At 54.6% G+C, this 23,949-nt stretch carries 15 protein-coding genes and 4 pseudogenes; 6 read left to right on the top strand and 13 right to left on the bottom strand.

Going from position 1 to position 23,949, the window contains the following annotated elements; all coding sequences use genetic code 11:
* Positions 1-133: 133 nt before the first annotated feature.
* A pseudogene (locus AYK65_RS33145) lies at positions 134-258 on the bottom strand (MaoC/PaaZ C-terminal domain-containing protein); the annotation flags it as partial.
* A 593-nt stretch (positions 259-851) separates the two neighbouring features.
* On the opposite strand from AYK65_RS33145, the pseudogene AYK65_RS33920 reads away from it, so the two are divergent.
* Positions 852-1,037, top strand: a pseudogene (locus tag AYK65_RS33920) (LysR family transcriptional regulator); the annotation flags it as partial.
* A gap of 875 nt (positions 1,038-1,912) precedes the next feature.
* On the opposite strand, the gene AYK65_RS20355 reads toward AYK65_RS33920, so the two are convergent.
* The 6 genes and pseudogenes from AYK65_RS20355 to AYK65_RS20330 form a co-directional block, all read right to left on the bottom strand.
* Entirely contained in the window at positions 1,913-2,596 is a 684-nt protein-coding gene (locus AYK65_RS20355; protein WP_172402042.1) for a ClpP family protease, read from the bottom strand.
* A 66-nt stretch (positions 2,597-2,662) separates the two neighbouring features.
* Entirely contained in the window at positions 2,663-3,505 is an 843-nt protein-coding gene (locus AYK65_RS20350) for a phosphoribosyltransferase family protein (RefSeq protein ID WP_081160078.1), read from the bottom strand.
* Entirely contained in the window at positions 3,474-4,427 is a 954-nt protein-coding gene (locus tag AYK65_RS20345; protein WP_244560038.1) for an HAD family hydrolase, read from the bottom strand. Before AYK65_RS20345 ends, AYK65_RS20350 begins: the two co-directional genes overlap by 32 nt.
* A gap of 248 nt (positions 4,428-4,675) precedes the next feature.
* A pseudogene (locus tag AYK65_RS20340) lies at positions 4,676-4,840 on the bottom strand (phage integrase N-terminal SAM-like domain-containing protein); the annotation flags it as partial.
* Positions 4,841-5,025: 185 nt separating this feature from the next.
* Positions 5,026-5,646, bottom strand: coding sequence for a LysE family translocator (locus AYK65_RS20335; RefSeq protein WP_081160072.1), 621 nt, complete (start codon positions 5,644-5,646; stop codon positions 5,026-5,028).
* Positions 5,647-5,682: 36 nt separating this feature from the next.
* Positions 5,683-7,050: an aminotransferase-like domain-containing protein gene (locus tag AYK65_RS20330; RefSeq protein ID WP_081160070.1), complete on the bottom strand. Its 1,368-nt coding sequence runs from the start codon at positions 7,048-7,050 to the stop codon at positions 5,683-5,685.
* Between the two features lie 201 nt (positions 7,051-7,251).
* Here AYK65_RS20330 and AYK65_RS33135 point away from each other — a divergent pair, with 201 nt between their 5' ends.
* The 4 genes from AYK65_RS33135 to AYK65_RS20315 are packed head-to-tail and all read left to right on the top strand — an operon-like array spanning position 7,252 to position 11,605.
* Positions 7,252-8,352, top strand: coding sequence for a 2-aminoethylphosphonate aminotransferase (locus AYK65_RS33135; protein WP_244560037.1), 1,101 nt, complete (start codon positions 7,252-7,254; stop codon positions 8,350-8,352).
* A 21-nt stretch (positions 8,353-8,373) separates the two neighbouring features.
* Entirely contained in the window at positions 8,374-9,708 is a 1,335-nt protein-coding gene (locus AYK65_RS33130; RefSeq protein ID WP_244560036.1) for an O-acetylhomoserine aminocarboxypropyltransferase/cysteine synthase family protein, read from the top strand.
* Positions 9,709-9,734: 26 nt separating this feature from the next.
* Positions 9,735-10,799 (top strand): fatty acid desaturase family protein, encoded by a 1,065-nt coding sequence (locus AYK65_RS20320; RefSeq protein WP_081160067.1) that lies wholly within the window; start codon positions 9,735-9,737, stop codon positions 10,797-10,799.
* Between the two features lie 11 nt (positions 10,800-10,810).
* Positions 10,811-11,605, top strand: coding sequence for a gamma-glutamyl-gamma-aminobutyrate hydrolase family protein (locus AYK65_RS20315; protein ID WP_210190417.1), 795 nt, complete (start codon positions 10,811-10,813; stop codon positions 11,603-11,605).
* 133 nt (positions 11,606-11,738) lie between these two features.
* Here the strand turns inward: AYK65_RS20315 and AYK65_RS20310 are convergent.
* Positions 11,739-12,921, bottom strand: a pseudogene (locus AYK65_RS20310) (IS5 family transposase); the annotation flags it as partial.
* Positions 12,922-13,154: 233 nt separating this feature from the next.
* Positions 13,155-13,844: an OmpW/AlkL family protein gene (locus tag AYK65_RS20305; protein WP_081160062.1), complete on the bottom strand. Its 690-nt coding sequence runs from the start codon at positions 13,842-13,844 to the stop codon at positions 13,155-13,157.
* A 226-nt stretch (positions 13,845-14,070) separates the two neighbouring features.
* Between AYK65_RS20305 and AYK65_RS32530 the strand changes: the two genes are divergently transcribed.
* Entirely contained in the window at positions 14,071-14,220 is a 150-nt protein-coding gene (locus AYK65_RS32530; RefSeq protein WP_172402041.1) for a hypothetical protein, read from the top strand.
* A 555-nt stretch (positions 14,221-14,775) separates the two neighbouring features.
* Here AYK65_RS32530 and AYK65_RS20295 read toward each other — a convergent pair.
* From AYK65_RS20295 to AYK65_RS20275, 4 genes are all read right to left on the bottom strand, one after another.
* Positions 14,776-17,004 (bottom strand): methyl-accepting chemotaxis protein, encoded by a 2,229-nt coding sequence (locus AYK65_RS20295; RefSeq protein ID WP_081160057.1) that lies wholly within the window; start codon positions 17,002-17,004, stop codon positions 14,776-14,778.
* Positions 17,005-18,286: 1,282 nt separating this feature from the next.
* Complete coding sequence (locus tag AYK65_RS20285; RefSeq protein ID WP_081160052.1) at positions 18,287-19,726, bottom strand: radical SAM protein; 1,440 nt, start codon at positions 19,724-19,726, stop codon at positions 18,287-18,289.
* The gene (locus AYK65_RS20280) at positions 19,726-22,386 is read right to left on the bottom strand and encodes a glycosyltransferase (RefSeq protein ID WP_081160049.1); all 2,661 of its coding nucleotides are present in this window, start codon (positions 22,384-22,386) and stop codon (positions 19,726-19,728) included. The genes AYK65_RS20285 and AYK65_RS20280 overlap by 1 nt, the downstream gene beginning before the upstream one ends.
* Before the next feature lie 373 nt (positions 22,387-22,759).
* A complete protein-coding gene (locus AYK65_RS20275) occupies positions 22,760-23,866 on the bottom strand; it encodes an NADH:flavin oxidoreductase/NADH oxidase (RefSeq protein WP_244560050.1) in 1,107 nt (368 codons plus the stop codon).
* Positions 23,867-23,949: the final 83 nt, after the last annotated feature.

Below are 23,949 nucleotides of genomic sequence, written 5' to 3'. Positions count from 1 at the left end.
TGACGTCCGCCGAGCGCTGCTTCTCTGCAGCGATCAGATCGCCGACGTCACCCCGCCGCGCTCATCCGGCTTTGGAACGTCCGCACCGAGACCATCCAAGGCCTTGCGAAACTCCGGGTCATACAGTGAGATAAGCGCGCACCGGGTCGGTGTGGATGAACTGGAAATCACCCGTCGTCTCGGCAAACTGTCGATCGTCTTCTGCGTCACGGTGATCAACTCGAAGACGCCGAGTTCCTTGCCGATCAGATCCTTAATATCGGAAAGTGAATTTCTTGCGACATGTACGTCCTGAAGAGGGACCCTCGGGCCGCTCGGGCAGGCTCTAGAAAGTGGGACGATTGACGTTGACCAACAGCTGTTCAATCGTGAGCTGGCCACGGATCGACGGGAATGCGGCCACGCCATGAGCCATCGAGGGCTTGTCGGCAAGTGGAAGAAAGGCGGTGCGTAGCTGCGATTGATCACGGCGGTAAGCACCTTCTCGATTTCATCGCATCCTCGGTCGCTCGGCTGTAACGCTCGGCCCGTCATCAGTTGCTGGAAACGTGTTGCCTGCCAAAACGCTAGCTCTCAAGAAATCACTTTGAACGGACGGGGATGCTGCGCGTTTGCGGCATCTTCCGGCACGAAGCTGGCCCGGCTCCACGAGATGCTAGCTGGACCAAGAACCTTGCCCCCATCTGACGGCGCATCGAAAAACCCCTCTCTCCTATTGCCTCAGCTTTTTCTAATGCATGCCGTGACATTGAAAAAATTGATTTCTTGGATGAGTCCCATTCGCAGTGCAGATGAACGAAGATACGCCTTAGGGGCCGTGATCTCATCTCTTCGTTGCGCGCGACGCGCTGATGCCGGACGGAATCTCACGGCTGCGGCACGCCAGCATCAATCTCAGTCAGACAGCCATCAGTGCGGCTATCGCCAGACTTTGCAACTCGCACCTATTTCCGACACGAGCTGTTATGATGCAGGGCCGCGAACTTCTGCCAACGCCGCGTGCTAAAGCACTCGCCTGCAGTCGCGAGGCGCTGCTGCCGGACACGCGTTGCATGATGCAACAACCGGTGAATGATGCGGCCGCCCATACTCCAGATCATCATTACAATTTCGCCGGAATATTCCATTTTCTCGGCAAATCGTTGGAGAGCATCGACGGTCCTTGTGACCCACGACTTCTGATGAGTAGATGCAACAATTATCTTCCGAAGGCGAAAGGCCGCACCGATGAGAAGTCGACCTCGATCGCCTGTAAGCAATCGAGTTCGGACGGTCCGCGGTTAGCCGGCGGCCATCAAGTTCCGCGCGATCTTTGCCATATCCGCCAAGGCCTCTGATGGCCCTTTTTTGAGAGTGACGGACGCAACGGCGTCGTCGTTGTCAGTACCGGATCAATACTCCCAAGTGGTGTCGTTTGAATGTTCCCAGGTTGAGCCGTAGCCGTTTCTCCGGGACGCGCCCCGGAGGACCGGCCGCGCGTCATCACCGATACTCTTTCCGATGGTCGGAGGGGGACTTGGATGATTCAGCGGTTCCCCGACTGTGACCTTTGACAGCCACAGTATGGTCCAGCGATGCCGGATGCGGAGGCCAACCACCTCATCACGTCACATCCGGGTTACGACCACCGGGGGCACCGTTCTTATTCTGCTTGTATCCAAACATTCCTTCGCGGGAGAAGCTTCGTTCAAGATATCGCTCATGCCGATATTCTAACAACCGCTTCGCCCGACAACGGCAGGCATCGGGCCTCTGGCCCGCGAGAACCGCGCAGCACGCTTCTCGGCGTGGAGGTCATGGGCAATCGATTCCCGCTGTCCCAGCCTTCGAGTCGTGACTAGGTGTTGATCAGTGAAGAATGGTTCAATCCGCCGTCGCCGAGGATGAATCAGGCTTGGTGCGGTGTATCTGATCACCCTCTATTGGGAGGGCCATCATAAATATACCAAGTGGCATCAGCAGGTACCACATTCCTTGCCGTGCCCGTGGCGAGCCCTATACTCAGCGCCTTCTCGACGTCGGCAACAAGGTGAGTGTCTTCACTATAGGTAATCTTGTCTATCCTTTCATCGGAAAGGTTCGTGCAACTACGGTATATTGTTTTCAACTCGGTGCGATACCTCACGGATATCTTTTGGTGATTAACTATGCGGTTCTCCGCTACTTCCCCTTCGATCCAGCTAGTTGGAGCATGCAGAAGAAATGACGTGTCGTCCAAGACAAGCCGTTTTTGACCAGCGCAGTAGAGCATAGTGGCCGCAGAAATAACCTCTGATAGATTTATCGTCGTCACGGGCACGACGGAGCTCCTGATGGCTTGATAGCCTACATTTCCGCTATCCACCTCCCCGCCCGGACTGCTGATATATAGATAAATGTCGTGCGCGAATTTGTATTTCAGATTAATTTCGTCGAGGGCGGATGCAAGGGCGGCGATCTTCTCTTGGTTCACTTCGCCCGTGTAAACGATTTTGACCGTGCTCACTGACGGCGGAGAGGAGGCGTCGTTCATCACCCGAAGTGTGGCAGCCTGAAGCGGCGTGCTGAAAGCCGACAGGGCAACGGCAGCGAGCAAGCATATTGACGTTCGTCTCATAGGGCATTCCTCTTGGTGTAGATTGGAGAATTGCATTCTTGGTATACAAGCTCCTTGAAACCGACTTTATACCACGAGTTTCTTTGCCGATTCCTGATGCTCTATTGCATCTCGGATTACACTCATGTTGTGTTTATACGCTTGAATTTTGTAATAGCCTTCATGTAGGCAATTAAAGTAAAGGCTCTTAAGGTATCGGGCACTTCTGAACCTTAAGAAATCGTGATATAGCTCGCTTGGATCTGCGGTGAGAATATATTTGATTTGGCGAGCGGTCATGTGATGACTTGGCTCCGCCACGATCTGATTCAGGTCCCTGATTGACTTAACCGCAGCAAAATTTATCTCGGACTCTATGTCGGGCCGATCGCCCGTGTACCGAGCAAAATATAGGAAGAATGTTTTATTCTTGAGCTGTTGCTCGTGCATGAGCTCGACTAACCTGTTTTCATGAGTGCCAGTGATCTTCACGTCGTCGACGAACAGAAGACAACGACCTTCGAAATGTTGCGCGTTGAAGTAGAACCTATCGCCGGCGATCAATGACTTACGATGTTCCTGTGACAGGAGTCCGTAGTCGTTCACGTAACTGATCTTTCGTGGGACAGTCGCATGTTCCACGTGGTTGCCTTTGGCATCAACAATGTGGCTGTTGAGGCGATTGAGCAAATGCATCGTCATTATAGTCGCTGCATTCGGAACAAAATTGTATGGCGACGAAATCATCAGGCAGCGACTGTCCAGTAGAGCGGGTGCGTTTTTTTGGAAGAACGCGTCCGCAATCTCGTAGCCCATCTCGCGGGCTGCTTCGTCACAACCGAATTTCAGACGTGAATATTGTTCCGGTCGAAAGGGTGCATCCTCGATCGACTGAAATTCATGGAGCGCAAACTCCTGAAATTGCTTCATACACAACCTCTCGAATGTCTTCAGGCCTTCCCAGCAGAGCACCATGCATTCCAGCGCTCTGCGCACCTTGCAGATCGCAGATCGCGTGGTCACCCACGTGCAGGATGTTATTGGCCGCAACGTCACACGACTTGATGATTTTCTTAAAGAAGGCTTTCTTCGGTTTTGCATATCCAAGCAAGTCAGAATAGATTCCGAACCGAAACACGCATCCAAACGAGCTCTCAAGAAAATCGTGCACCAATCGGCCGCTAATAAAGCTCGAGTTACTGCCAAGTGACAGCGCATATCCGTCTTCGACCAACGCCTGGATTAGTCTTACGGTAGTGTCCAATACAATTGGTTTGCAGCTCTCAAAAATGTTCTCGAACGCTTTTGCAATGAGGCTCGGATCTTTGTGAACATTGCAATGCATCATAAGCAGACGGATATTTTCGAACAGAGACGGAGCGTACCCAGTTTCGATCGCGTGTTGATTCACCCACCTCTTGACCTCGGCGTATGCATTCCTGACAGTTGCTTCTTCTGTATGAAAACAAGCCGCGAGAAACTTCGTCCTCGTCAGCGCATGGCTTGGGTTTGGCAGTACGAGAGTGTTCCAGACGTCAAAAGAAATGTGACTTATCAACTTGCCTTTCCGCCCGCCTTTAAAGCGCTCGGAGGGCAAGCATCTGCGGTTTGTCCGCAGCCGTCTCGGCGTCACGCGCATATGCGGCGCGGGTCCGAAACGGATCGGAGTACCCGCATCAACCACGGCGGTGTGCGTGCATCGGGAGAGATTGCCTTGCCGGTGCCGCTCTTCTCTGAAAGTGGGTTGTGGCGAACTAACATATTCCCTTTGCCTTTCATTAATTGTTCCTGACAGCGCTCGACACCTGAATGTCCGGGCGATATCCATCTGTTTATGGCTGAGAATGAGCAAACGTCGTGCCAACCGCGCTCGGGCGTCTCGGGAGTGGATTTTTGCTAGTTATGACAGAGGGTTCCCATGATGATTGGGATAGCGATGCCGCCGAACAAGCTGCGTCGATAACCGCACAATTCGACAGGTGGTGTCGAATTTCGGACATGCCCCAAATGGGATACGAGCTGCGGTGCGCATGAAACAAGCTCGTCGTCAGCCAAGGAAAATCATCTCCAGGTGCGCAGGATGCCAAGCAGCTGCCGGTCCAGCGTCACGCCGTAAAAGAACCGCAGCGCGCAAACCCTCTGGTTGAGCGCCGGCCAGGAGATGCCCTGCGACACCAGGTACTCCTGGAAGGCGCGCACATCCTCCAGCCCCAGCCGACCCGGCGAGCGGCCGGAATACCGGCCGAACTTTGTCACGGCATGCAGGTAGGATCATTGCGTGGCCGGCGACAGGTTGCGGAGCGTCATGTCGTCGGTCATCGGTCGGTCTCCTGGTCAGGGGTTGGTTCTCAACACCCCAACATCCCATCAGGAGACCGCGCCTCCAAACACTCACCTCTCCCGCGTCAGCGGGTTAGTTCAATCCTGAATCCGAAAAATCGCGACGCGCTTTAGAGGCGGTAGGTGAGCATTTTTATGCCGAAGCCGATTAGCAACATTCCAGCAATTCGGTCAATCCAAGCTCCGGACTTCTTGTAAGCTGCTTGCGCAGGCGGAGACGACATGAGCATGGCCACAGATCCGTACCACACCATTTCCAACATAAAGCCGCCCAACAACACGATGAGCTTTACGGACATATCTGCATCGACCGGAATTGTAGCGGCATACAACCCCAGGAAAAACGTGATGCCTTTTGGATTGGTTAATTCAACCAAAGTTCCCAGGCGGAAACCGGACCACAACGTGCCGGTGGGTGGAGGCGGGGTGTTATCTCCAGAAGAAGAGACAAGCCAACCGGAAAGGCCAAGATAGACGAGGTAAAGACCCCCAACGATCTGGATAGCGGTAGCAAACCAGTCCACACGTACAATCAGCACTGCGAGGCCAGTCATTGAAAGAACGGCATAGAACGTGGCGGCTAAAGACAGTCCAAGAGTTGCCCCCAAAGCTGATGGCAGAGCACCCGATATCGCTAGTCGCGAAACCAAGGCAAAGTTTGGACCTGGGCTTATGATCACGATGGCATAGAGACCCAATGTCGTCAGAATGGTCCAAATACTGTCTTGCATCGGCGCCTATCCGGTCGACCTTCGACCGACTCCTTGTTAAACATGGGATCTCTGCGGCTTTCCAGCGAGCGCAGAATTCTTGAGAATGGCTGACAGCTTTTCTAAAGCTGTCTTGAGATCGGAAAGCTCGGGACCTCCCACACACAGCCTGACGCCTCCGTCGTTGGCATCGGGATCGACCACCGTAGCCGCGGGCGGGGTCACATGTATGCCGATGGCGCGGCTTGCCGCAGCGAAATTGTCGGCTTCACGACGTGCCATCGGCAGCCAGATATGAAAGCCTTCATGGTCAGGAAAAACTGCCACGTCGCCAAGCTGGGATCTCGCCAGCTCTAATCTTCTTGAAGATTCAACCTTAATTGATTTGCGAAGGGTTTGGGCTATTCCGCTTGAAAGCCATTCGGCCATGACCGCACAGGAAAAAGGCGATACCATCGATGACGTTGCGGACAGCGCGACCTCGGCCTTATCGACATAATGATGTGGTGCAACCAGAGAACCAATACGCAAACCTGGACTGACTGTTTTGGATAGGCTGTTGACATAGAAGGTCCGCTCGGGTGCCAACATTGCGATTGGCGGAAAACCTGACGAACCGAGGGAATACACATCGTCCTCAATGATCAGGGCATCATGCTTTCGGCAGACATCCGCAATTTCATGCCGACGGCGTTCTCCCATGGTTGCCGTTGTCGGATTCTGCATTGTGGGCGTCACATAGACAACACCGCCGCTCGTCCGTCCCAAAGCCTCGTCGAGCGCTTCAGATTGCATACCTTCCCTATCTGTTTCCACGCCGACTAAGCGGTGAGAGGTATGACGCGTCAGCGAGATTACTCCGGGATAAGTTTGCGACTCTGTGATGATCGTTCCGCCCGGTTTACTCGCGACAGCGAGAGCGACCGACAACGCCTGTTGTGCTCCATTGCATAGAAGGAGTTGTTCCACCTTCATCTGCATACCGAGCCAGGCGAGCCATTGTGCCATCTGCCTGCGGTGCTCGAAGTACCCTCCGTCGGGCGGATACCGAGCAAACAGATCCGCATCGATGTCCCGTGAGATGTTCATAAGCGTCCTTGCGAGCATTTGCTGGCCTACTATTCGCGGCGGCGCGTTCACACTGAGGTCAATGACAGCTTCTCTTGATCCCGGAAGTGCGGCCACAAACGTGCCTCGTCCTTTTTCGCTCCGTACCAATCCGCGGCGCTCGAGGATGGCATAAGCCTTTGTCGCTGTTCCGATTCCGATGCCCAAGCGATAGGCAACCTCACGGTGGGGCGGCAGGCGATCGTTTGCCGCGAGCCTTCCTTCGAGAATATCGTCTGCCAAGGCTCTCACGAGCCGTTCACTTGGTGGGGCGTTCATAACAACGAGATACGGCTCCCATGGGGATTTGAGAAGCATATCAACTCCAAAAATAGCGTCACATGACACTTTTATCGTGGCGGGCGAAGTGTCTCATGCATTACTCATTGCGGCAACGAACTATTCCACAGTCGAGGAGATCGAAACTGAACTGCTGAACCTCGCTCCGAAAGACAGGAGATAAGGGATCTCCGATCGCATGTTGGTGGAACCACTGTCGAGTTCAACAGGAGTAATTCTATGCAGGAAACGTGTCTTTTCACTCCCGGGCCACTGAGCCTTTCCTCCGATGTGAAGGACGCCATGAGGGTAGATTTGGGGTCGAGAGATGAGACCTTTAAGCAAGTCACGCAACGGGTAAGAGACCGCCTACTACACATTTCCGGCACTGATAAGTCTCACTCTGCCGTTCTGATGCAGGGTAGTGGTACTTTCGCGCTGGAGGCGGCGCTGGCTACCTTTCTCGGAGCCACAGACAAAGCCCTTGTCTGTATCAACGGGCTTTATGGCGAACGCATCGCAAGAATTCTTGAAAAGAGCGGCAAGAATTTTGAGACACTTCTGTGTTCCGCTGCATTGCCGATAGATGTGGCTGCCGTGGAGCGTATCATTTGCCGCGATAAGCAGTTTACTCACCTCTGTTTCGTCCATTGCGAAACCACAACCGGACTCATCAACCCGGTAAAGAGCCTCTTGGAGATCGGTCGACGCAACGGTCTCGTCACGGTGGTGGATGCAATGAGTTCCTTCGGCGGGCTCCGAGTTGATGACGACATCGACATTCTGGTTTCCTCGGGAAACAAATGCATAGAAGCGCCCGCTGGTGTTGCTTTCGCAATCGTCTCCAACCGGCTACTCGCCTCTGGGAAATCCAGTGCGCGATCGTTTTGCTTCGACATGATGGATCAGTGGCAGCACTTTGAACAGCACCGCGAGTGGCGCACGACTCCCCCGACCCATATCGTGCAAGCTTTTGATAAAGCTCTCGAAAGGCTGATCGAGGAAGGCATCCCAGCGAGGAATGCGCGATATTCGAGAGTTCAGGAAAAACTCCTGAGGGGCATGACGGCGCTCGGGTTTAAAACCATCATCCCCCAGGAACATCAATCACCGATCTGCTTGGCTTTTTGCTCAATTGAACTGGTACCCGACGAGGCTGCATTCGGGGCCTACTATGGAGCACTCGCTCAGCAGGGCATCTACATCTACGCAAAGTTTCATGAGCCGACAACCACGTTCCGCATAGGATGCATCGGCCAGATTCAAGACCTTTGGATTGACAAATTACTGGCGGTAACGGCCGCACATTTTCGTATTTCGCCTTCGATATTGGCCGCTTAGGTCAACTGCAGGAGAACCGCAATGCTCAAGAAGAACGACGCGCAAGGACACTCGGTCCACCCGGCGACCGCATCACTGCATGCAGGTTTCAGAAGTGACCCTACGACCAAGGCTGTCTGCGTGCCAATCTATCAGAACACAGCATACGAGCTTGACGGCGATCTCGCGAAAATTGCTGACATCTACAACGTAAAAGAAGACGGATACACTTACACCCGCATTATCAATCCGACGACGAGGGCACTCGAGACCCGGTTTGCTGCCGTAGACAACGCTGCCGACTGCTTGGCTGTCGCATCCGGTCAGGCCGCTACATTTATTGCCCTTGCCAACCTTTGCAGTGGTCAGCCAGGCGATAATATCGTCGCAGCTCCCTTCCTCTACGGAAACACATGGAATCTGCTTCATAACACTTTTCGCAGGTTCGGCATCGAGACCCGAACCGCCGCGAACTCCGAACCGGCAGAGTTCGAAAAGCACGTTGACGACCGCACTATTTGTCTTTTCGGCGAATGTGTTTCCAATCCGATCCTTGATCCGTTGCCAGTGCGTAGCTTGGCAGAGATCGGCCGGAAAAGAGGAATTCCGGTCGTCGTGGATAACACCACCACGCCGTTGGTCTGCCGACCTTCGAATCTTGGCGCAGCCATGGCGACCTACTCGGCAACGAAGTATATTTGCGGGCATGGCACCACTCTCGGTGGTTTGATTTCGGACTACGGAAGTTTTCCTTTCCAGAAATATCCCGATAGGTTTCCCTTGTTTTCGGCTCCCGATGAGGCGCATGGCGGAATCCTTTGGCACCAGGCCGTGCAGGAGGTCAACGATCTGGGAAAGAGCGCGGCGCTATTGAAGGCGCGAATGACTTGGCTTCGTGATACTGGGCCATGCGCCAGCCCGTTCAACAGCTTCCAGCTCTTGCAAGGACTTGAGACATTGCACCTGCGCATGCGTCAGCATTGCGAGAATGCCGAAATTGTGGCCGACATGCTCAACAATCACCCAAAGGTTGTGCGCGTGATCCATCCGTCCCACTTTACGGGGAGGAAAAGGGAACTCGCGGACGATCTGTTCGACAAGCGTTATGGCTACGGCGCCATGCTCATGTTCGAAGTTAAAGATGCAGCGAGCGGGCGCGCGCTCATTGAGAACGTTGAGATGATCTATCACGTTTCGAATGTCGGCGACGCTCGCACTCTCATTACCCATCCCGTTTCGACAACCCATACGACGGTACCCCGGGAAAAAAGAATGGCCGCTGGCATCAATGACGGAACGATACGTCTTTGTGTTGGCCTTGAGCATGCGGATGACATCATCCGCGATCTGGAACGGGCCCTTTCGGCTGTGAACTGATTCCCAAACGAACTCCGGAGTGAATCATGACTGATCGAGATGTTTGGCCTCTGAAGGATGGTCGATACGAAAGCGTACGCTTTCCTTCTGACGTGAAAAAGTCACTGGCTGCATTGCGCACGAACAACTTCACCGGCGCACTCTATATTGCGAAGGACTATGCAGTCATCAGCGCTTTCGCCATTCTAGCGTCGCAGGTTTCCTGGTGGTTCTATCCACTGGCCCTATTGTTTATAGGGGCGCACCAACGTGGTTTAACCACCATCGCGCACGATGCGGCGCACAAGACCCTCGCAAGGAACGCTAAACTAAATTATTTCCTCGGCATCGTATTCGCGGCCTATCCGCTCTTCCAGCGGCATTGGGCCTACCGCGTCTCGCACGTTCATCTACACCATCCGCATTTGGGTGACCCGGAGAAAGATCCAGATCTGAAATTTTTTGTGGAGAATGGAATTTACGACGTGCGTCATCCCAACAAGTATCTGTGGGATATCGTTATTTTCCCGCTGATTGGGGGGGCGACGCTCGCTTACCTGAAATACATTTTTACCTACAGATTCAAGGTGGTAGCGACTGATGGCGATGAAGTCGACAAAACTGGCGTCCTTGTCGACCGGTGGGGTTTTGCAGCTTTTTGGCTGGCAGTAGTCAGCGGGTCAATCGCGTTCGGGTTTTTCGACGAACTAATATTGTTCTGGCTCATTCCCTATTTGACGACGTTTCAGATCATAGGATGGTTTACTGAGATCGCTGAGCATTCTCCCATGTGCGAAGTGGAAGATACGAACCTCTACCTAACAAGAAATAGGAAAGGCAATTTCATAGAGCGCATACTCTTCGGGGTAAATCTGGATGAGTATCACCTGGAACATCACCTCTCGCCGGGTATTCCTTTCTGGTTGCTCAAGAGGGCGCAAGAAATTCGGATGGCGGATCCCGAATACCAGAGGGTGGCAGCAACTTGGGGCGGTCTATTCTGCCGGGGGCCAGAGGGGCAGCCTAGCGTCATTTCGCAGCTGATCGCGCGTAATCGGCAGCTATATGAGACCGGGCGGCTGACAGACGGTGCCGTTGCTGGAATCGTATAGAGGAGGAAATGATGCCTCTAGTTGGAGTTGCCGCAAATCGTCTCATCGACGATGGGGTCCACAGAGAATGGGTTCGTCGGCGATATATTGATGCACTTGAAGCATACGCAAACGTTGAGATCGTCATATTACCGACTCGCTCCACTGACGACATCGAAGGAAGCCGGCGAGTTGTTGCTCGCTTGGACGGACTTGTCCTAACCGGAGACGAATCGAACGTCAGCCCAGAGTACTTTCTTCACGCTAACACGCCGCGTCCTTCGCCGACTGAAAGCACCTACTATCGAGCGGAAACTGACCCCTACAGGGACATGATGGCGAGTTTGGTTCTTTCGGCCGCTCTAGAGAGAGGATTACCAATCCTCGGCATTTGCAGGGGGTTGCAGGAACTGAACGTCTTCTTCGGAGGCTCGCTCTATGAAGACATTTCCCTAGAGACGAACATGCTTACTCATAAAGAGGATATCTCTCTACCGCGCGATCGACAATACGACCCCGTCCATGAGGTCACCGTTCAAGACGGAGGGAAGCTGGCGCGGATTCTTGGCGGCAATGTACCGATAATCGTGAACTCCCTTCATAGTCAGGGGATACGGATCTTAGCGCCTGGACTTCAGTGCGAAGCAGTTGCTGCCGATGGTTTGATAGAAGCTGCGAGCGTCTCTGGTACGGGAATCTTCCAGATGGGCGTCCAATGGCACCCGGAGTGGCATGCTGCCGATGACGTTGTCTCACGAAAGCTATTTGCAGCCTTTGGAAATGCATGTGCTGCTTTCGAAGGTAAGCGACAAGGAGACCCCGTCTAGCAGCATAGGGGTTGGGTAAGGTATGGCGGACGGACGATTGCACAGACTGTGAGCATCTATGTCTGCGCCTATAGCTAGCCCTAAAGCGCGTCGCGATTAAACGTATTCGTGCGATGCACTTTAGGTCCTTGTTTTATGCATGTCGTTGCCCCAAAACCGCTGCACACTTTTGGGCGACATGCGCTAAGCGGCGCGGGTTCGCTCCGGCGAGCAGCCAGGCGAGCAGCAGCCACAAAAGCTGCCTGAACCAGTTGAGGAGGAGCGAGAAGTTGTAGCCGGCGGCGGTCAGGACGGCGTTGATGGCATCACCGTTTTTGCCGGCGAGATAGTTGCGGCCCATGCGGTACTCGGCCTTGAGATGGCCGATGACCGGCTCGATCGCCGAGCGCCACCGCATCTCGTGCTTGATCGCCGGGGTGACGCGGCGCTTCTGGCCGCTGGTGAAGACCCGGAAGCGATGGCTCGCGGGGGTATTGTGGCCGCGCTAGCCGGCGTCAGCGAGGATGCGCTCGATGTCGTTGCCGATGGTTCCTCCATGTCGGGAATGACGGTCGCCAGCGTGTGGCCGTCATCGTGATTGCCGGGCAGGGCTTTCGCATGCAGCGCGAAATGGCCGCCCTTCGAGCGTTTGAGCGTGGTGGCGACCGAGACCTTGACGCCGAACTCGTAGGGCCTGTGCGCCTTGCCCTTGCCGATGCATTCGACCTCCGGGGCATGCAGGCTGTAGATCTTGCGGCCGCGCTGGTGTTGCCGCTGCTCCAGAACCGTCGAGGCCTGGTGGAGCGGCCAGAGGAACACGCTCAGCAGCGTCTCGTCATCGCCGATCTGCCGGCGAATATCGCGGACGGTGCGGCCGAGATAGGTCTTGAGCTTGCGCAGCGCGTTGCGCGCCCGCTTGAACTGCTTGGGGTGGGCATAACGCTGATGTTTGATCAGCGCCTGCTTGCCGACCCGCATATAGGATTGCCGCAGTTTCAGTCCGGTCTTCCTTGCCAGCTTCACCAGCCGCTCCCGCGCCCGATGGATCAGCTTCGCATCGGTCGGGAACATCACATTCTTCGGCTGCACGGTGGTGTTGGTCCTCGGACTTGATCCGGGGATCACCCGGCGCGTATCGGCGGGATGCATCGCCCGGTCTTGATCGCGATGGCCAGGCTTTCCTGCAGCAGCGCGGTCAGCCGCGCCTCGCCCATGCGGCCCCGCCAGCGCGTCATCGACGAGCGGTCGAACGGCAGGTCGTGGCGGAAAAATTCTTCGCCGCAGAGATATTGGAAATAGGGGTTTTCCACCCAGCGGGCGCACAGTTCCTCGTCCGAAAATCAAATTGCAAGAAAAGCGCACTCAATGAGCGCTTTTCTTGCAACACTGCACCGCGGAAAAGCGGAAATTATACAGCGCTATTAAAGACGTGTGGATAGTTCACTGCCCGGCTCACAGAGGCCGACGGCCGTGGCCGCCGCCTTCGGGGTCTGCATAGAGATCCTTACAATTATAAAGCGCTATCGACGGGAGGGGCTCGGCGTCTCCCTCTCCGGGCGTAATCGTCCATTTAGAAACGGTAGGTCACGCCCGCGCCGATCAACCACGGATCGATTTTTGCCTTGCCGCTCACGGGGCCGAGAAGGTCATGATCAGCCTTCCAGTCGGTTTCGAGGAAGATTTTCTTCACATCGAAGTTCACCCCCCAATGGTCGTCGACCATGTAGTCGAAACCGACCTGCAGCGCGGCCCCCACATGATTGTCGACGTGGAGGTTATGGAAACCGGGCTTTTCGCTCTGGTTGTAGAACAGCGAGTAGTTGATGCCCGCACCTACATAGGGCTTGAAGGCGCCGAAATCGGTGAAATGGTACTGCAGCGTAAGCGTCGGCGGCAGCAACCAGGCCTTCCCGACCGGCACGCCGACCGCGCCATCTTCGTTGATGTTGGCGTAGGTCGTGCCAAGGATGAGTTCAGCGGCGATGTTGTCGGTGAAGAAGTAACTGATGTCGAGTTCCGGGATCAGCGAGTCCGAATAGGAAAGATCCGAGCCGGTCACGCCGTTAATCGAGCCACTGTCCTCAGTGATGACGCCCAAAGCGCGCACGCGGATCTGCCAGGGGCTTAGCCCCGTCGTCACATCCTCTGCCACCGGGGCAACAGGCGGTGATGTCAGCTCCGCGGCGGCCGCCCCGCACGCAAAAAAAGCCGCACCCAGGGCCGCGATCCATCTCAGATGCCGTGCGTCATTCATGTTCATTTGACGTCTCCTTGAACCTGCAATCATTGAATCAGCAATAACCGTTGCAAGGGAGACCGGTAGGCCGCGCGTGGCGGCGGCATGTTGATCGAGATCAACCGTGATTAGGAAAAACCGGTATATCGGACGGAGAAGTCAATTTGTCACATGAAGGCCATTCGACTCGAAGCTGCGATTTGGCCACGTCGAAGTACAGATAGGCTGGGCGAGGCGGCCTCGATGACCGATGTTGTCGGCCCCACCGCCCTCGCCCGTCGACGCCGCAGCATACCGCCAGGAGGCGTTGCGCCGCCTGCATGTGACGGCCCGGCAATTCGCCCAGGAGACCAGTGTCTCGCCCGCCACGGTCAGCGGCGCCCTCAACGGACTTGCCTGAACAAACTCAGCCCGCTGGCGCCAGGTGAGCCGGCGCGCCGCTACGCACGCGACAAGCCCGGCGAGCTCATCCATATCGACATCAGCTAAGTCAACAAGTTTCACCGAACCGAGCACCGCATCACCGGCCATCGCGCCAGGCAACGCAACGGCCACGGCGTCGGTTGGGAATACGTGCATTTGGCGACGACCACTCACGCCTGACCTATTATTTCCCGACGAGGCGCGGTGCTCCTGTTTGCGGTTTCTCTTCAACGCCTTGCGTTTCTTCAAGGCCCAGGGCGTCAAGGTCCATCGCGTACCGACAACGGCGCCAGCTTCCGCTCCCCATCCTTACACGAGGGCGCTGCGGCGGCTCAGCATCAAGCACATCCGCACTAAGTCCTATACACCCAAGAACAATGGCAAGCCGAGCGCCTCGTCCAGATCACCCGTGCGAATGGGCCTATGCCAAGGCCTAGGAAACGTGGGGTCAGAGGGGGCCACGACCTATCGATCTGGCCCCCCCGCTACAATTAGCGTCGCCCGCATGGCAGCCCAAAATCCAAGCCACCCATCAGCCGACTCGGCCTAACCGAGGATAACCTGTTGAGGCTCCACTACTGGGCGGTCGTCGAAGCGAGTCTTGCTCGCATTCCTGTGCAGCAAGAGCCAGATTGCCCTTGAACTCACTCTTGTGCGTCCTGAAGCGATTGAGCATCTTGGAGAGATTAGACGATTCTTGAGCAAGCCCCGCCGACGCCGCATTCATCTCCTCGACCATCGCAGCGTTCTGCTGGGTCGCCTGATCCATCTGATTGACGGCGGAGTTGACCTCCCCAAGGCCGACGGCCTGCTGCTGAGCGGCAGATGCAATTGCGTCCATGTGCTGATTGATCGTCTGCACCAAGACAGCAATCGAATGCAGCCCTTGGTCGGTATCGCTGACGAGTTTGACGCCTTCGCTTACCGCGACTTCCGAATTGCCGATCAGCGCCTTGATCTCCTTGGCAGCATTGGCGGAGCGCTGCGCCAGCTCGCGTACCTCTTGGGCAACAACGGCAAAGCCCTTGCCGGCTTCCCCGGCGCGTGCTGCCTCGACGCCGGCATTAAGTGCCAGGAGATTGGTCTGGAAGGCGATCTCGTCGATCACTCCGATGATTTGGCTGATCTGCTGGGATGCCGTCTCGATGCGCCCCATTGCCGCGACTGCATTGCCAACGACCACCCTCGCCCCCTCAGCGTGATCCTTGGCATTCCGCACTAGGTTTTGTGCTTCGCCCGTTCGCTTAGAGGTTGCTTGGACATTCGACGTGATTTCCTCGAGTGCAGCCGCTGTTTCTTCCAGCGAAGCGGCTTGCTTTTCGGTACGGTTGGCAAGATTGCTGGAGGCACTGGAAATTTCACTTGATCCGCCTCTCACTGCACCAGCAGATTTTCCGACGGCCAGGAGAACTTGACGCAACTGAGCGACCGACGCGTTAAAGTCATGGCGCAATGCTTCGAACTGAGGCGCAAACTGTTCTTCAATTTCGCAGAGCATGTCGCCAGCAGCAAGCTCGCGCAGGGCCGAGCCAAGCGAGCCCGTCGCTCTGCTGAGACGGCCTTCCGCCTCAGCTTCCGCAAGCCGCTGCACCTCCACACGCTCACGTTCTGCTCTCTGGCGATTTTCTTCCGCCTCCGTCTCAAGCTGGGCGTTGCGAATAGCGGCCTGGCGAAACACTTCCACCGAATGCGCCATATCCCCAATCGCATCCCTGCGATCCACGAAGGGGATGGGGCTTTGTGTATCACCATCGGCCAGTTGCTGCATGCGACGTTCGACCGCGCGGATCATTTGTGAAACCTGGCGCAACACGAAAATGCAGATGCCGAAAACAACCAGCGACACCAGAACCGCTGTGATCGCGCCCCTGATGAATAGGCCGCGCAGTTCGGCGAGCGCCCCCTCAGCTTTCGCATTCAGCATGTTGCCCGACTTCTCGAGCAGGCCGGCCATGATGCGGTTTTGGTCGCCCGTCTGGGATGACCAGCGCTCAAGGGCAGCCCTGTCCTCTCCCTTCGGCTCATTTTGGTACATGGCAGCTCGAACGTCCGCCAGGGATTTGCCCCCTGCGCTGTCGGCAAAGCGATCGAACTCTTCGATCAACTCCGCGGGCAGGTGTTCGCGCAACACCGGCGTGGAGTGATCACGCAGTCCTTTGGCATATAGGAGAAAAGCATATTCAGGTGTCACCAGTCGACGACCGGCCAGAAATTTCTCGCCCAAGCGAATTTCGATTAGACCCGCATCGTTAACCTGCATCAGAGCATGGTAGCCATCGATAAAGCGCGCCAGGTCGAGATCGGCAATCGTTGACGCGGAACGGCGCACCAACTCCAGGCCCGCAGCGGATGCGGGTTGCAGAACCAGCAGCGCCTCATTGCTATCGGCGGTTCCGGCGTCCACGTTTCTGCGATAATCGGGCAAAAGCTTCAGTTTGTCCTGGATTATGCGGTAGGCTCCGTCGATCGCCTGATCCTTATTACCCTGCACCTTCCAGTCGCGATAGGCCTTGTCCAGAGCCGCGAAGGCGCGATCGACAGCGTCGCGCCGTTCCGCGAGATCGCTGGGCGTGGCAAAGGCTTCTGCTGGTAACACCTGCGCTATTTCTCCTCCCTCATGTGCAAGGCGTTGAACCACGAGCTGTTCTTCCAAGGTCCCGTAGCGAATGTAACCGTCCAAAACAGCCGATCCACTCAGCCACAGAAAGGCCGATAAAGGAGCCGCAGCAATCAAATAAAGCAGGCTTCGCAAAGACAACATGAAGCGCTCCTTCCAGCGCAAATTCTAAATAATTCGGTTAAATATAGTTTATAGGGAAAAATATTGATAATCTATTAATGTAGAAAAGTAACAAACTAGGGAAGATGGTGCTACTTTTATGTTATCCAGGAACTGATTCCTGTTCTTTTCTTTTCGAATCTGCAAGTTGTCGGCTGCCAACTCACGTTTCCGCCCTGCTAGACATGAACTATTCTATTATGCGGCGACAGGACACAGAACTTCGCTTGGTCCCGAAAAGGCGCTCGGATCTCGCCTGCCGGTTCTCAGACATCCGCGTTCGGCCCTTCGGATGAAGTGGGTGACGGTCTGCCTAATCCAGTAAGGGCCGACCTCCTCTTACTTCACTCTTCACCGTCGCGTCACAGGTAATCATCAGCATGCCCGCACCGCGGAAGCAGCACAGCCAATGCTTAATGCCGCGGCGCACGCCCGCGCCGCTCTGACCGGCGCCATGAAGCGCCCCGTTACCGAAGTGGTAATGCATCACGTCCTCGGCCACCAAAGCGCCAAGTTCCCCATATTGCTCCGGCATCATAAGACGATTGACCCCGGCATCAGATACATTCGCTCTTGTCGTTCAATTGAAATCAACTTTCTCTAACGGCGTTCGGAAGAATGCCGAAATTCTTTGTTTGGATGGCATCAATCCACGCCGTAGATGCATGCGTTTCAAGTCGGTTACCGTTGAATGACGTCAAGTTCCAGCGAACGGCGTCTGGGAGACGAAGGGCGCGGAAGATGTCGAAATGGTCCCAGGGTTCCCATGCCTGTCGTCACCATTGGTCTTGATCTCGCAAAGGCTGTTTTTCAAGCTCACCGCGTCGATGATGCCGGTCAAACCCGTTCTTCGCCGATGCCTTGGATGATGTGAGTAGCTTCCGCCTTGTAAGGTCCCGATGGAGGCATGCTCGAGTACCCATCATTGGGCTTGGGAATTGGCGAAGGTTGTGTCCCGGTCGCCGATCGCATCCAACATGATGATCGCCGGAACTTGCTCGCGAACTTCGGCGAAGCCTGTTCGCATGGCATCAACAACTCGCCGATATGGCCCCTCGCCCGCCATTGGGCAACCGACGTGGCAAAATGGCAGCGCACGTAACCGCCAGTAATCGAGCAAACTCTGTGCTGCCCGCTACGGAGGTCCACTCGGGAGGGGCGTCGGTCTGAGCTTACCGTCCCGCCAATCACCGAGCTCGTTTGCGAGCTCTAAAATCCAGGCTTTCGCGGATGAATGTCTATTCACCCTAGACCAGTGTGCTCCTTAGGCTGCGGGTGTTACGAACTGGGTATTAATTATGGCTTCGACCAGCGTTCTCCCGTTGGGAGTGAGGGTGACCACATCCCCGTCGGCGGTGACCAGCGCTTTATCGACCAGTGTCATGAGCGTGCGGCCGATAATCGGGTTGTCGAAAAAGCTTCTGCCTTCAAAACGTTGTCTGAACACGTTGTCATTCACCGGAATCAGTGTGGAAAGTGCCATTTTGAACGCGTTAACTTCGCGTTGGAGCGAGGACACTCCCCGGCTTTCCTCAATGGGCAGACGGTTTTGATCGAGAGCTTCCTTGTACCTTTTGTAGCCAGTGATGTTGATAGCTTCGGCCCGGGTGCATTTCGAGCTACCGCCGAGGCCAATTGCCACTTCCGGGTACTGCATATCAAGGTCGGTGATTAACCCTTTCCATTTTTCCGGACGTTGATTATTCCGGTGGAAATACATCGTCGGGTGCTCCATGTAATCCAGCAAGAGATACTGTTCGACCAACTCGCGCATCTGGTACTGCTTGCCCAGCCCCGGGAAGTTCATGTTGTTAACACTAGTAAGCCCCTTTTTCTGCCACAGGCTTTCTTGCTCCCCGGAAACGCCGGTACGCTTTGTCATAAACTCTTCCATGTGCAACTTGGTGCAGACTACGTGAGAAAGTTCCAGCTCAAGGGTTTTCTCCATATCATATTTCACGTCATCCACGCTTTGGCCTAACATGCCGTAGATGAGGTCAACGCTGACCCACTCGAACCCGATTTCGCGCGCGTTATACACGGTGTTCACACACTCTTCGGCAGAATGCATACGTCCGCAGGCGGTGATGATGCGGTCGTTGAAGGCCTGGGCCCCGAAACTGATTTTGGTAAAACCCAACTCTTTTAGCAGCCGCAGATAGTCTTTGGTCAGGGTTCCCGGCTCGCCTTCAAAGCGCATGGTGGCAGCAGAAAAGTTAAAATGGCTCCGGTAAAAATCCATCAGGCGCCGCAGCTCAGGTTCAGGAAGCAGTGATGGCGTGCCACCGAAGATGTTAAATTCGCCGACCACGGCCTGTGCAAGGCAGGGAACCACGTGAAGCCACATGGTGGCCTCTTTGATGTTGTAATCAACCAAATCCCGGAACACAGCCAGCGACGAAGTGGCCTGTGGGTTCAGAACAACCGTTGGGTATTGGCAGAAATGGCAACGGTAGCGGCAAGACGGGATATACGACCACAGATGGATCTGTTTCGCCTGTTTGATTTCGCGGTCCATGTCATCGAAAAAAGCATCGGGTGGATAACCGGAGATATCACCGGGGAAAACGTGGCAACCGAACGGATCTTTGAATACATACTCCAGAAATGCGCTGTTGTCCGGGCACGAGAGAAAATCGTATACGCGCGGCACCGGATAGTTCGTGTCGATATCGTTCAGTGAGCTCAGAGCTTCGCTGTTCATCAGAATACTCCGCCGTTTGCGAAGTAGTTATGAGCCTCACCGGACTCACGATCTTCACAGAAGTAGTAGACGAAGCGCTCGAAATCCTCCGGTTTGACCGCATCGAAGCACGCCGGTAACGGCGGCGGAAAACCGATATCTTCACCAACGGCGCGCCGCAGGGCACTGAAAATTTCGTTGCGGAACTCAAAGTAGAGCCGATATGCCGGGGTCTTGTAAGCATGGATCGCTTTGAAGTCGATAATGCGGGATTCGTGCTTAATTTCATGGATTCGCTGGTACAAACGGTCAGCCACCGGCTCGGTAAAGAATTCACGCACAGCGGGGTTTTCCAGCAAGATCTGCGGGTTGAGCAAGGCAGGCAGCACGATGTTTTTGGGGACGTAGTCCTTGATCGAGTAGAACCAGGCCTGCTGAGACTGCGCGGGAGTGGTGTCGCACAGCGTTGGCTTTTGCTCTTCCACATCCGGGCGCACGTCTTTCATGGTGATGATACCGTCCTGTCCGTAGGCGATACCGGTGATCACCTCCTCGAGGAGGGCATCCACGCGCCGGCTGTTGATTTCCACTCGGGAATCCCGGGCGTAAACCGGCTTGCCGCCCCAGGCGATTACGCGGATCCCAAAGTCCCAGTCATCGGAGAGGTGTTCTACAAAGCGGCCATTGTTCAGCTGGTAGAAAATTTCGATACCGCCCACTTTGTCATAGAACGTGCGCTCAACGGCAAAACCTTTGCCGTCCGGAAAGCCGCCAAACAACGAAAACGACATTTCGCGACAGCGCAGGGTTTTTTGAATTTCCTTGAAAAGGTTGGGACGATGGCGGAAGGATTCTTCGTTGTAATAGTAATTGCACGTGCCCAGATCACCATCTTCCTCCACCATTGTTTCAATCAACGCGTGCAACCAGTAAGGATCTACCGTGCAGTCCGCATCGGCAGAGACAATGTAATGTTTTCTTTGAACGCCCAGGCGGCTGTCACGGGCTTTTGAGCGCAACGACGCGAAATCCATGCCACGTTTTCTGGCGGACGAGACGCCCTGAGTGGTTTCTTTGACAATATGAATATCCATGAGTGGATTTTGGGCACTGAAGGCGCTAATTTTCTCAACGGAATCGTCCGTTGAATTATTATCCACAATGATCAACTCATAACTTTCATGCGTAAGCATACCGCAATGTGTTTTTTGGTTAGACAAGGAGAGCAGTACTTCATTGATACGATCGCCTTCGTTATAAACCGGCAGCACAACCGATACGAAGACATTGTCTCTCATCTCTCTTTTGGAATAATCGAAGTCCAGAATGTCAATTACATTATCTGAAAGTACCTGTTTGCCAATGTGGAAGTTCCTTTGGGCGACTTCGGTCATCAGTTGCCTATTCTTGAGAAACTGGTACACATCATTGATAAATGCTTCATCAGGCAAGCCATCCCGCTCCTCTGAGATCGCCATAACGGGCGCCTCAAATCCATACTGACCATAGACTTCCCAATAGTATTCGTAGCTGGTAGTGATGTAGCAACGCTTGAAGCTAATCGCTTCGCCAATGGGATTCCCGTAACTGTCGTAGTCCCAAGAGGTAAGAAACGAGACCAGATCGCAAGAGTAATATAAATCCGAAATGGTCCTTGTATTCTTATGTGTCTGGCTATATTCGTGCTGAAGTGGACCAATAAACTTTACAAACGATCCGATGTTTAAATTTTTGGCCAAGGCTTTCAGCTCCTGATAGAAAGCGTAATCTTCATGAGGATCGCCTGCCACGGCCAGGAAAACTTTACGGTCGATTCCATTCTGAAGAAAAAGCTGGTTGAGCCGCCGAACGAGATAAATATCTCTGTCGAGACGCTTTTGAGGAATAATTCGTGTTGTACGGGCAATCAGAATATCGTCGGCGCGGACGGACAGATTTTCTCTGATGTTGGTATAATTGCCCTGCTTGGTGAAATCATAGGTATTCTTCTTAACCTTGATTTCCACTTCGTGGCGGCACCACGCTTCAAGCTTCTTTTTTAAGTGATTATTGAGCGTGACGTATGTAATGTAGCTGGACTTGATAGGCTTGACAGCGTGAGGATACGGTGACGGCCCATATTTCATCACCGTTTTTTCACTATTCCACATTAAATCGTGATCGCGCCAGATAACGAAGTTGCCCAGGCCATGATGTTTCCCGTAGGCGTCAATCGCCAGATACAGCGCTTTGGTGTAAATTATATTTTCTGGTAGTGTTCCATTCTCAACGATCACATAACTGATATTCAGCTTCTCCCATAGCTGAACAATTCGGCGGGCTAGATCTCGAGATGACTCGCTAACTGCAAGCATGATTTCTTCCTGTTCTTTGGAAGAAACCGTCGTTTTTCGACTTATCAGAATATTGTGCGCGCGCTCGATAAAATCGATATTGTAGTAGGGAACGGAGTCAATATCATCTACACGAACCAATTCAAATACATCTTTATAAATCTCTTGCTCATGATTGTAAGGTTTGTTAAATTTCCCTTTATCTATTTTTATGTCATAACCAAGGTCAAGATAGGATTTAATACCATTTCTTGCTAGAAATTTAGCTACCTTTGATGCTTCAACAATAATTCCTGATACAGCAACAGCGTCAAATGATATAAACATAGCTCCAGGACGCATATTCATTCACATATCTCGTTTTCTTGTCCCACGCCGATTCCAACCGGAGGGCGGGTGCGCGTGCAGAGGTTACGCAGAGATCTCACGGTGACGCCTGCATGAGGCGGGCTGTTCATGGAGGTATCCTGCTCAATCAATGCCGTGCGGAGTTGTCCTGAGCGAAGCAAATGCTGTGCCGACCCAGAAAAGCCATTTAAAAACAATGGGACCGCTCTGATAACCGGTGCTTTATGTCCGACATAGTCAGAAAGCCGACAACGGGTGCATCGATGGCGAGCTTCGCAACCGAGCCCAAGCCACCCCTCGTGCGCGGCGCCTGACCCCGGGAAGTTACCGGCGGCATAGTCATGCCGCGGATGGTGCGTGACGTTTCCCGGCGTCAGTCATTCATCTCGAACAGGTGGCGATACTGCCGCGGCTGGCATCGCAAATATTGATCGGGTGCCCGCACCCGTTCTCCGAAATGGGCAGCCGCATGCCACGGCCAGCGCGGATCGTAAAGTATGGCACGAGCAATCGCGATCAGATCCGCGTCACCCATGGTCAGTATAGCCTCTGCCTGCTCGAAATCCGTGATTAGTCCGACCGTGATGACGGGAACCCGCACTGCTTGCTTTACCGCTCGCGCGAAAGGCACTTGATAACTCGGACCGAGGGCTATCTGCTGGTGATTGGATAAGCCTCCGGACGAAACGTGGATGGCGGAGCAACCCCGTGCTTCAAGTTCCTTGCAGAACTCGACCGTCTGATCGAAGTCCCAGCCGCCCTCAGCCCAATCGGTGGCTGAAACCCGTACAGTGACGGGCTTTTCTGGAGAAAATGCATCACGGACTGCTTCGAAAACCTCCAAAGGGAAGCGCATCCTGTTTTCAAGGCTTCCACCGTACTCATCAGTGCGTAGATTGGATAGCGGTGAAAGAAACTGATGCAGAAGATAGCCATGAGCAGCATGGATCTGTGTTGCATCCAAACCGATGGACGCGGCGCGTCGAGTGGCATCGGCGAAAGCGGCTCGGACCCTAACGAGTCCCGCACGGTCAAGGGCGTGCGGTGGATCGTAGGACTCTCGGAAAGGAACGGCACTCGGAGCTACGGTTTTCCATCCATTCGCCTGGTGAGGAGCGATTTGAAGGCGGCCTTTCCACGGCGCGTCTGTAGATGCTTTCCGCCCGGCATGCCCGAGTTGTATCGCAATCGGCGTGTCCGACCACCGCCGCAGGCTCGCAAGCACTCGCCCCATCGCAACTTGGCATGCGTCGGAATAGAGACCGAGATCGCGATAAGAGATACGACCTTCGGGCGATACGGCAGTGGCCTCGATTGTCACTGCCGCGACACCTGATAATGCCAGGTTCCCGAGGTGGATTAGGTGCCAATCGTTCATCTCTCCGTCTACCGCGGAAAACTGGCACATCGGTGCGGCTACGACCCGGTTCCTGAGTTCTAGTCTCTCATGTTCCCTGTCAAGGCTGCAGGCGAGCGGTATCGGCCACTTGGCGCGAGCGTGCGAAGCAGTCGGATTGGCTGAGGCTGCACAGGGCCGGGGTTGAGCTCAGAGACGACGGTTGA

Source organism: Ensifer aridi, assembly GCF_002078505.1.
Taxonomy (GTDB): Bacteria; Pseudomonadota; Alphaproteobacteria; order Rhizobiales; family Rhizobiaceae; genus Sinorhizobium; species Sinorhizobium aridi.
This window is presented reverse-complemented; position numbering and strand designations above follow the sequence as displayed.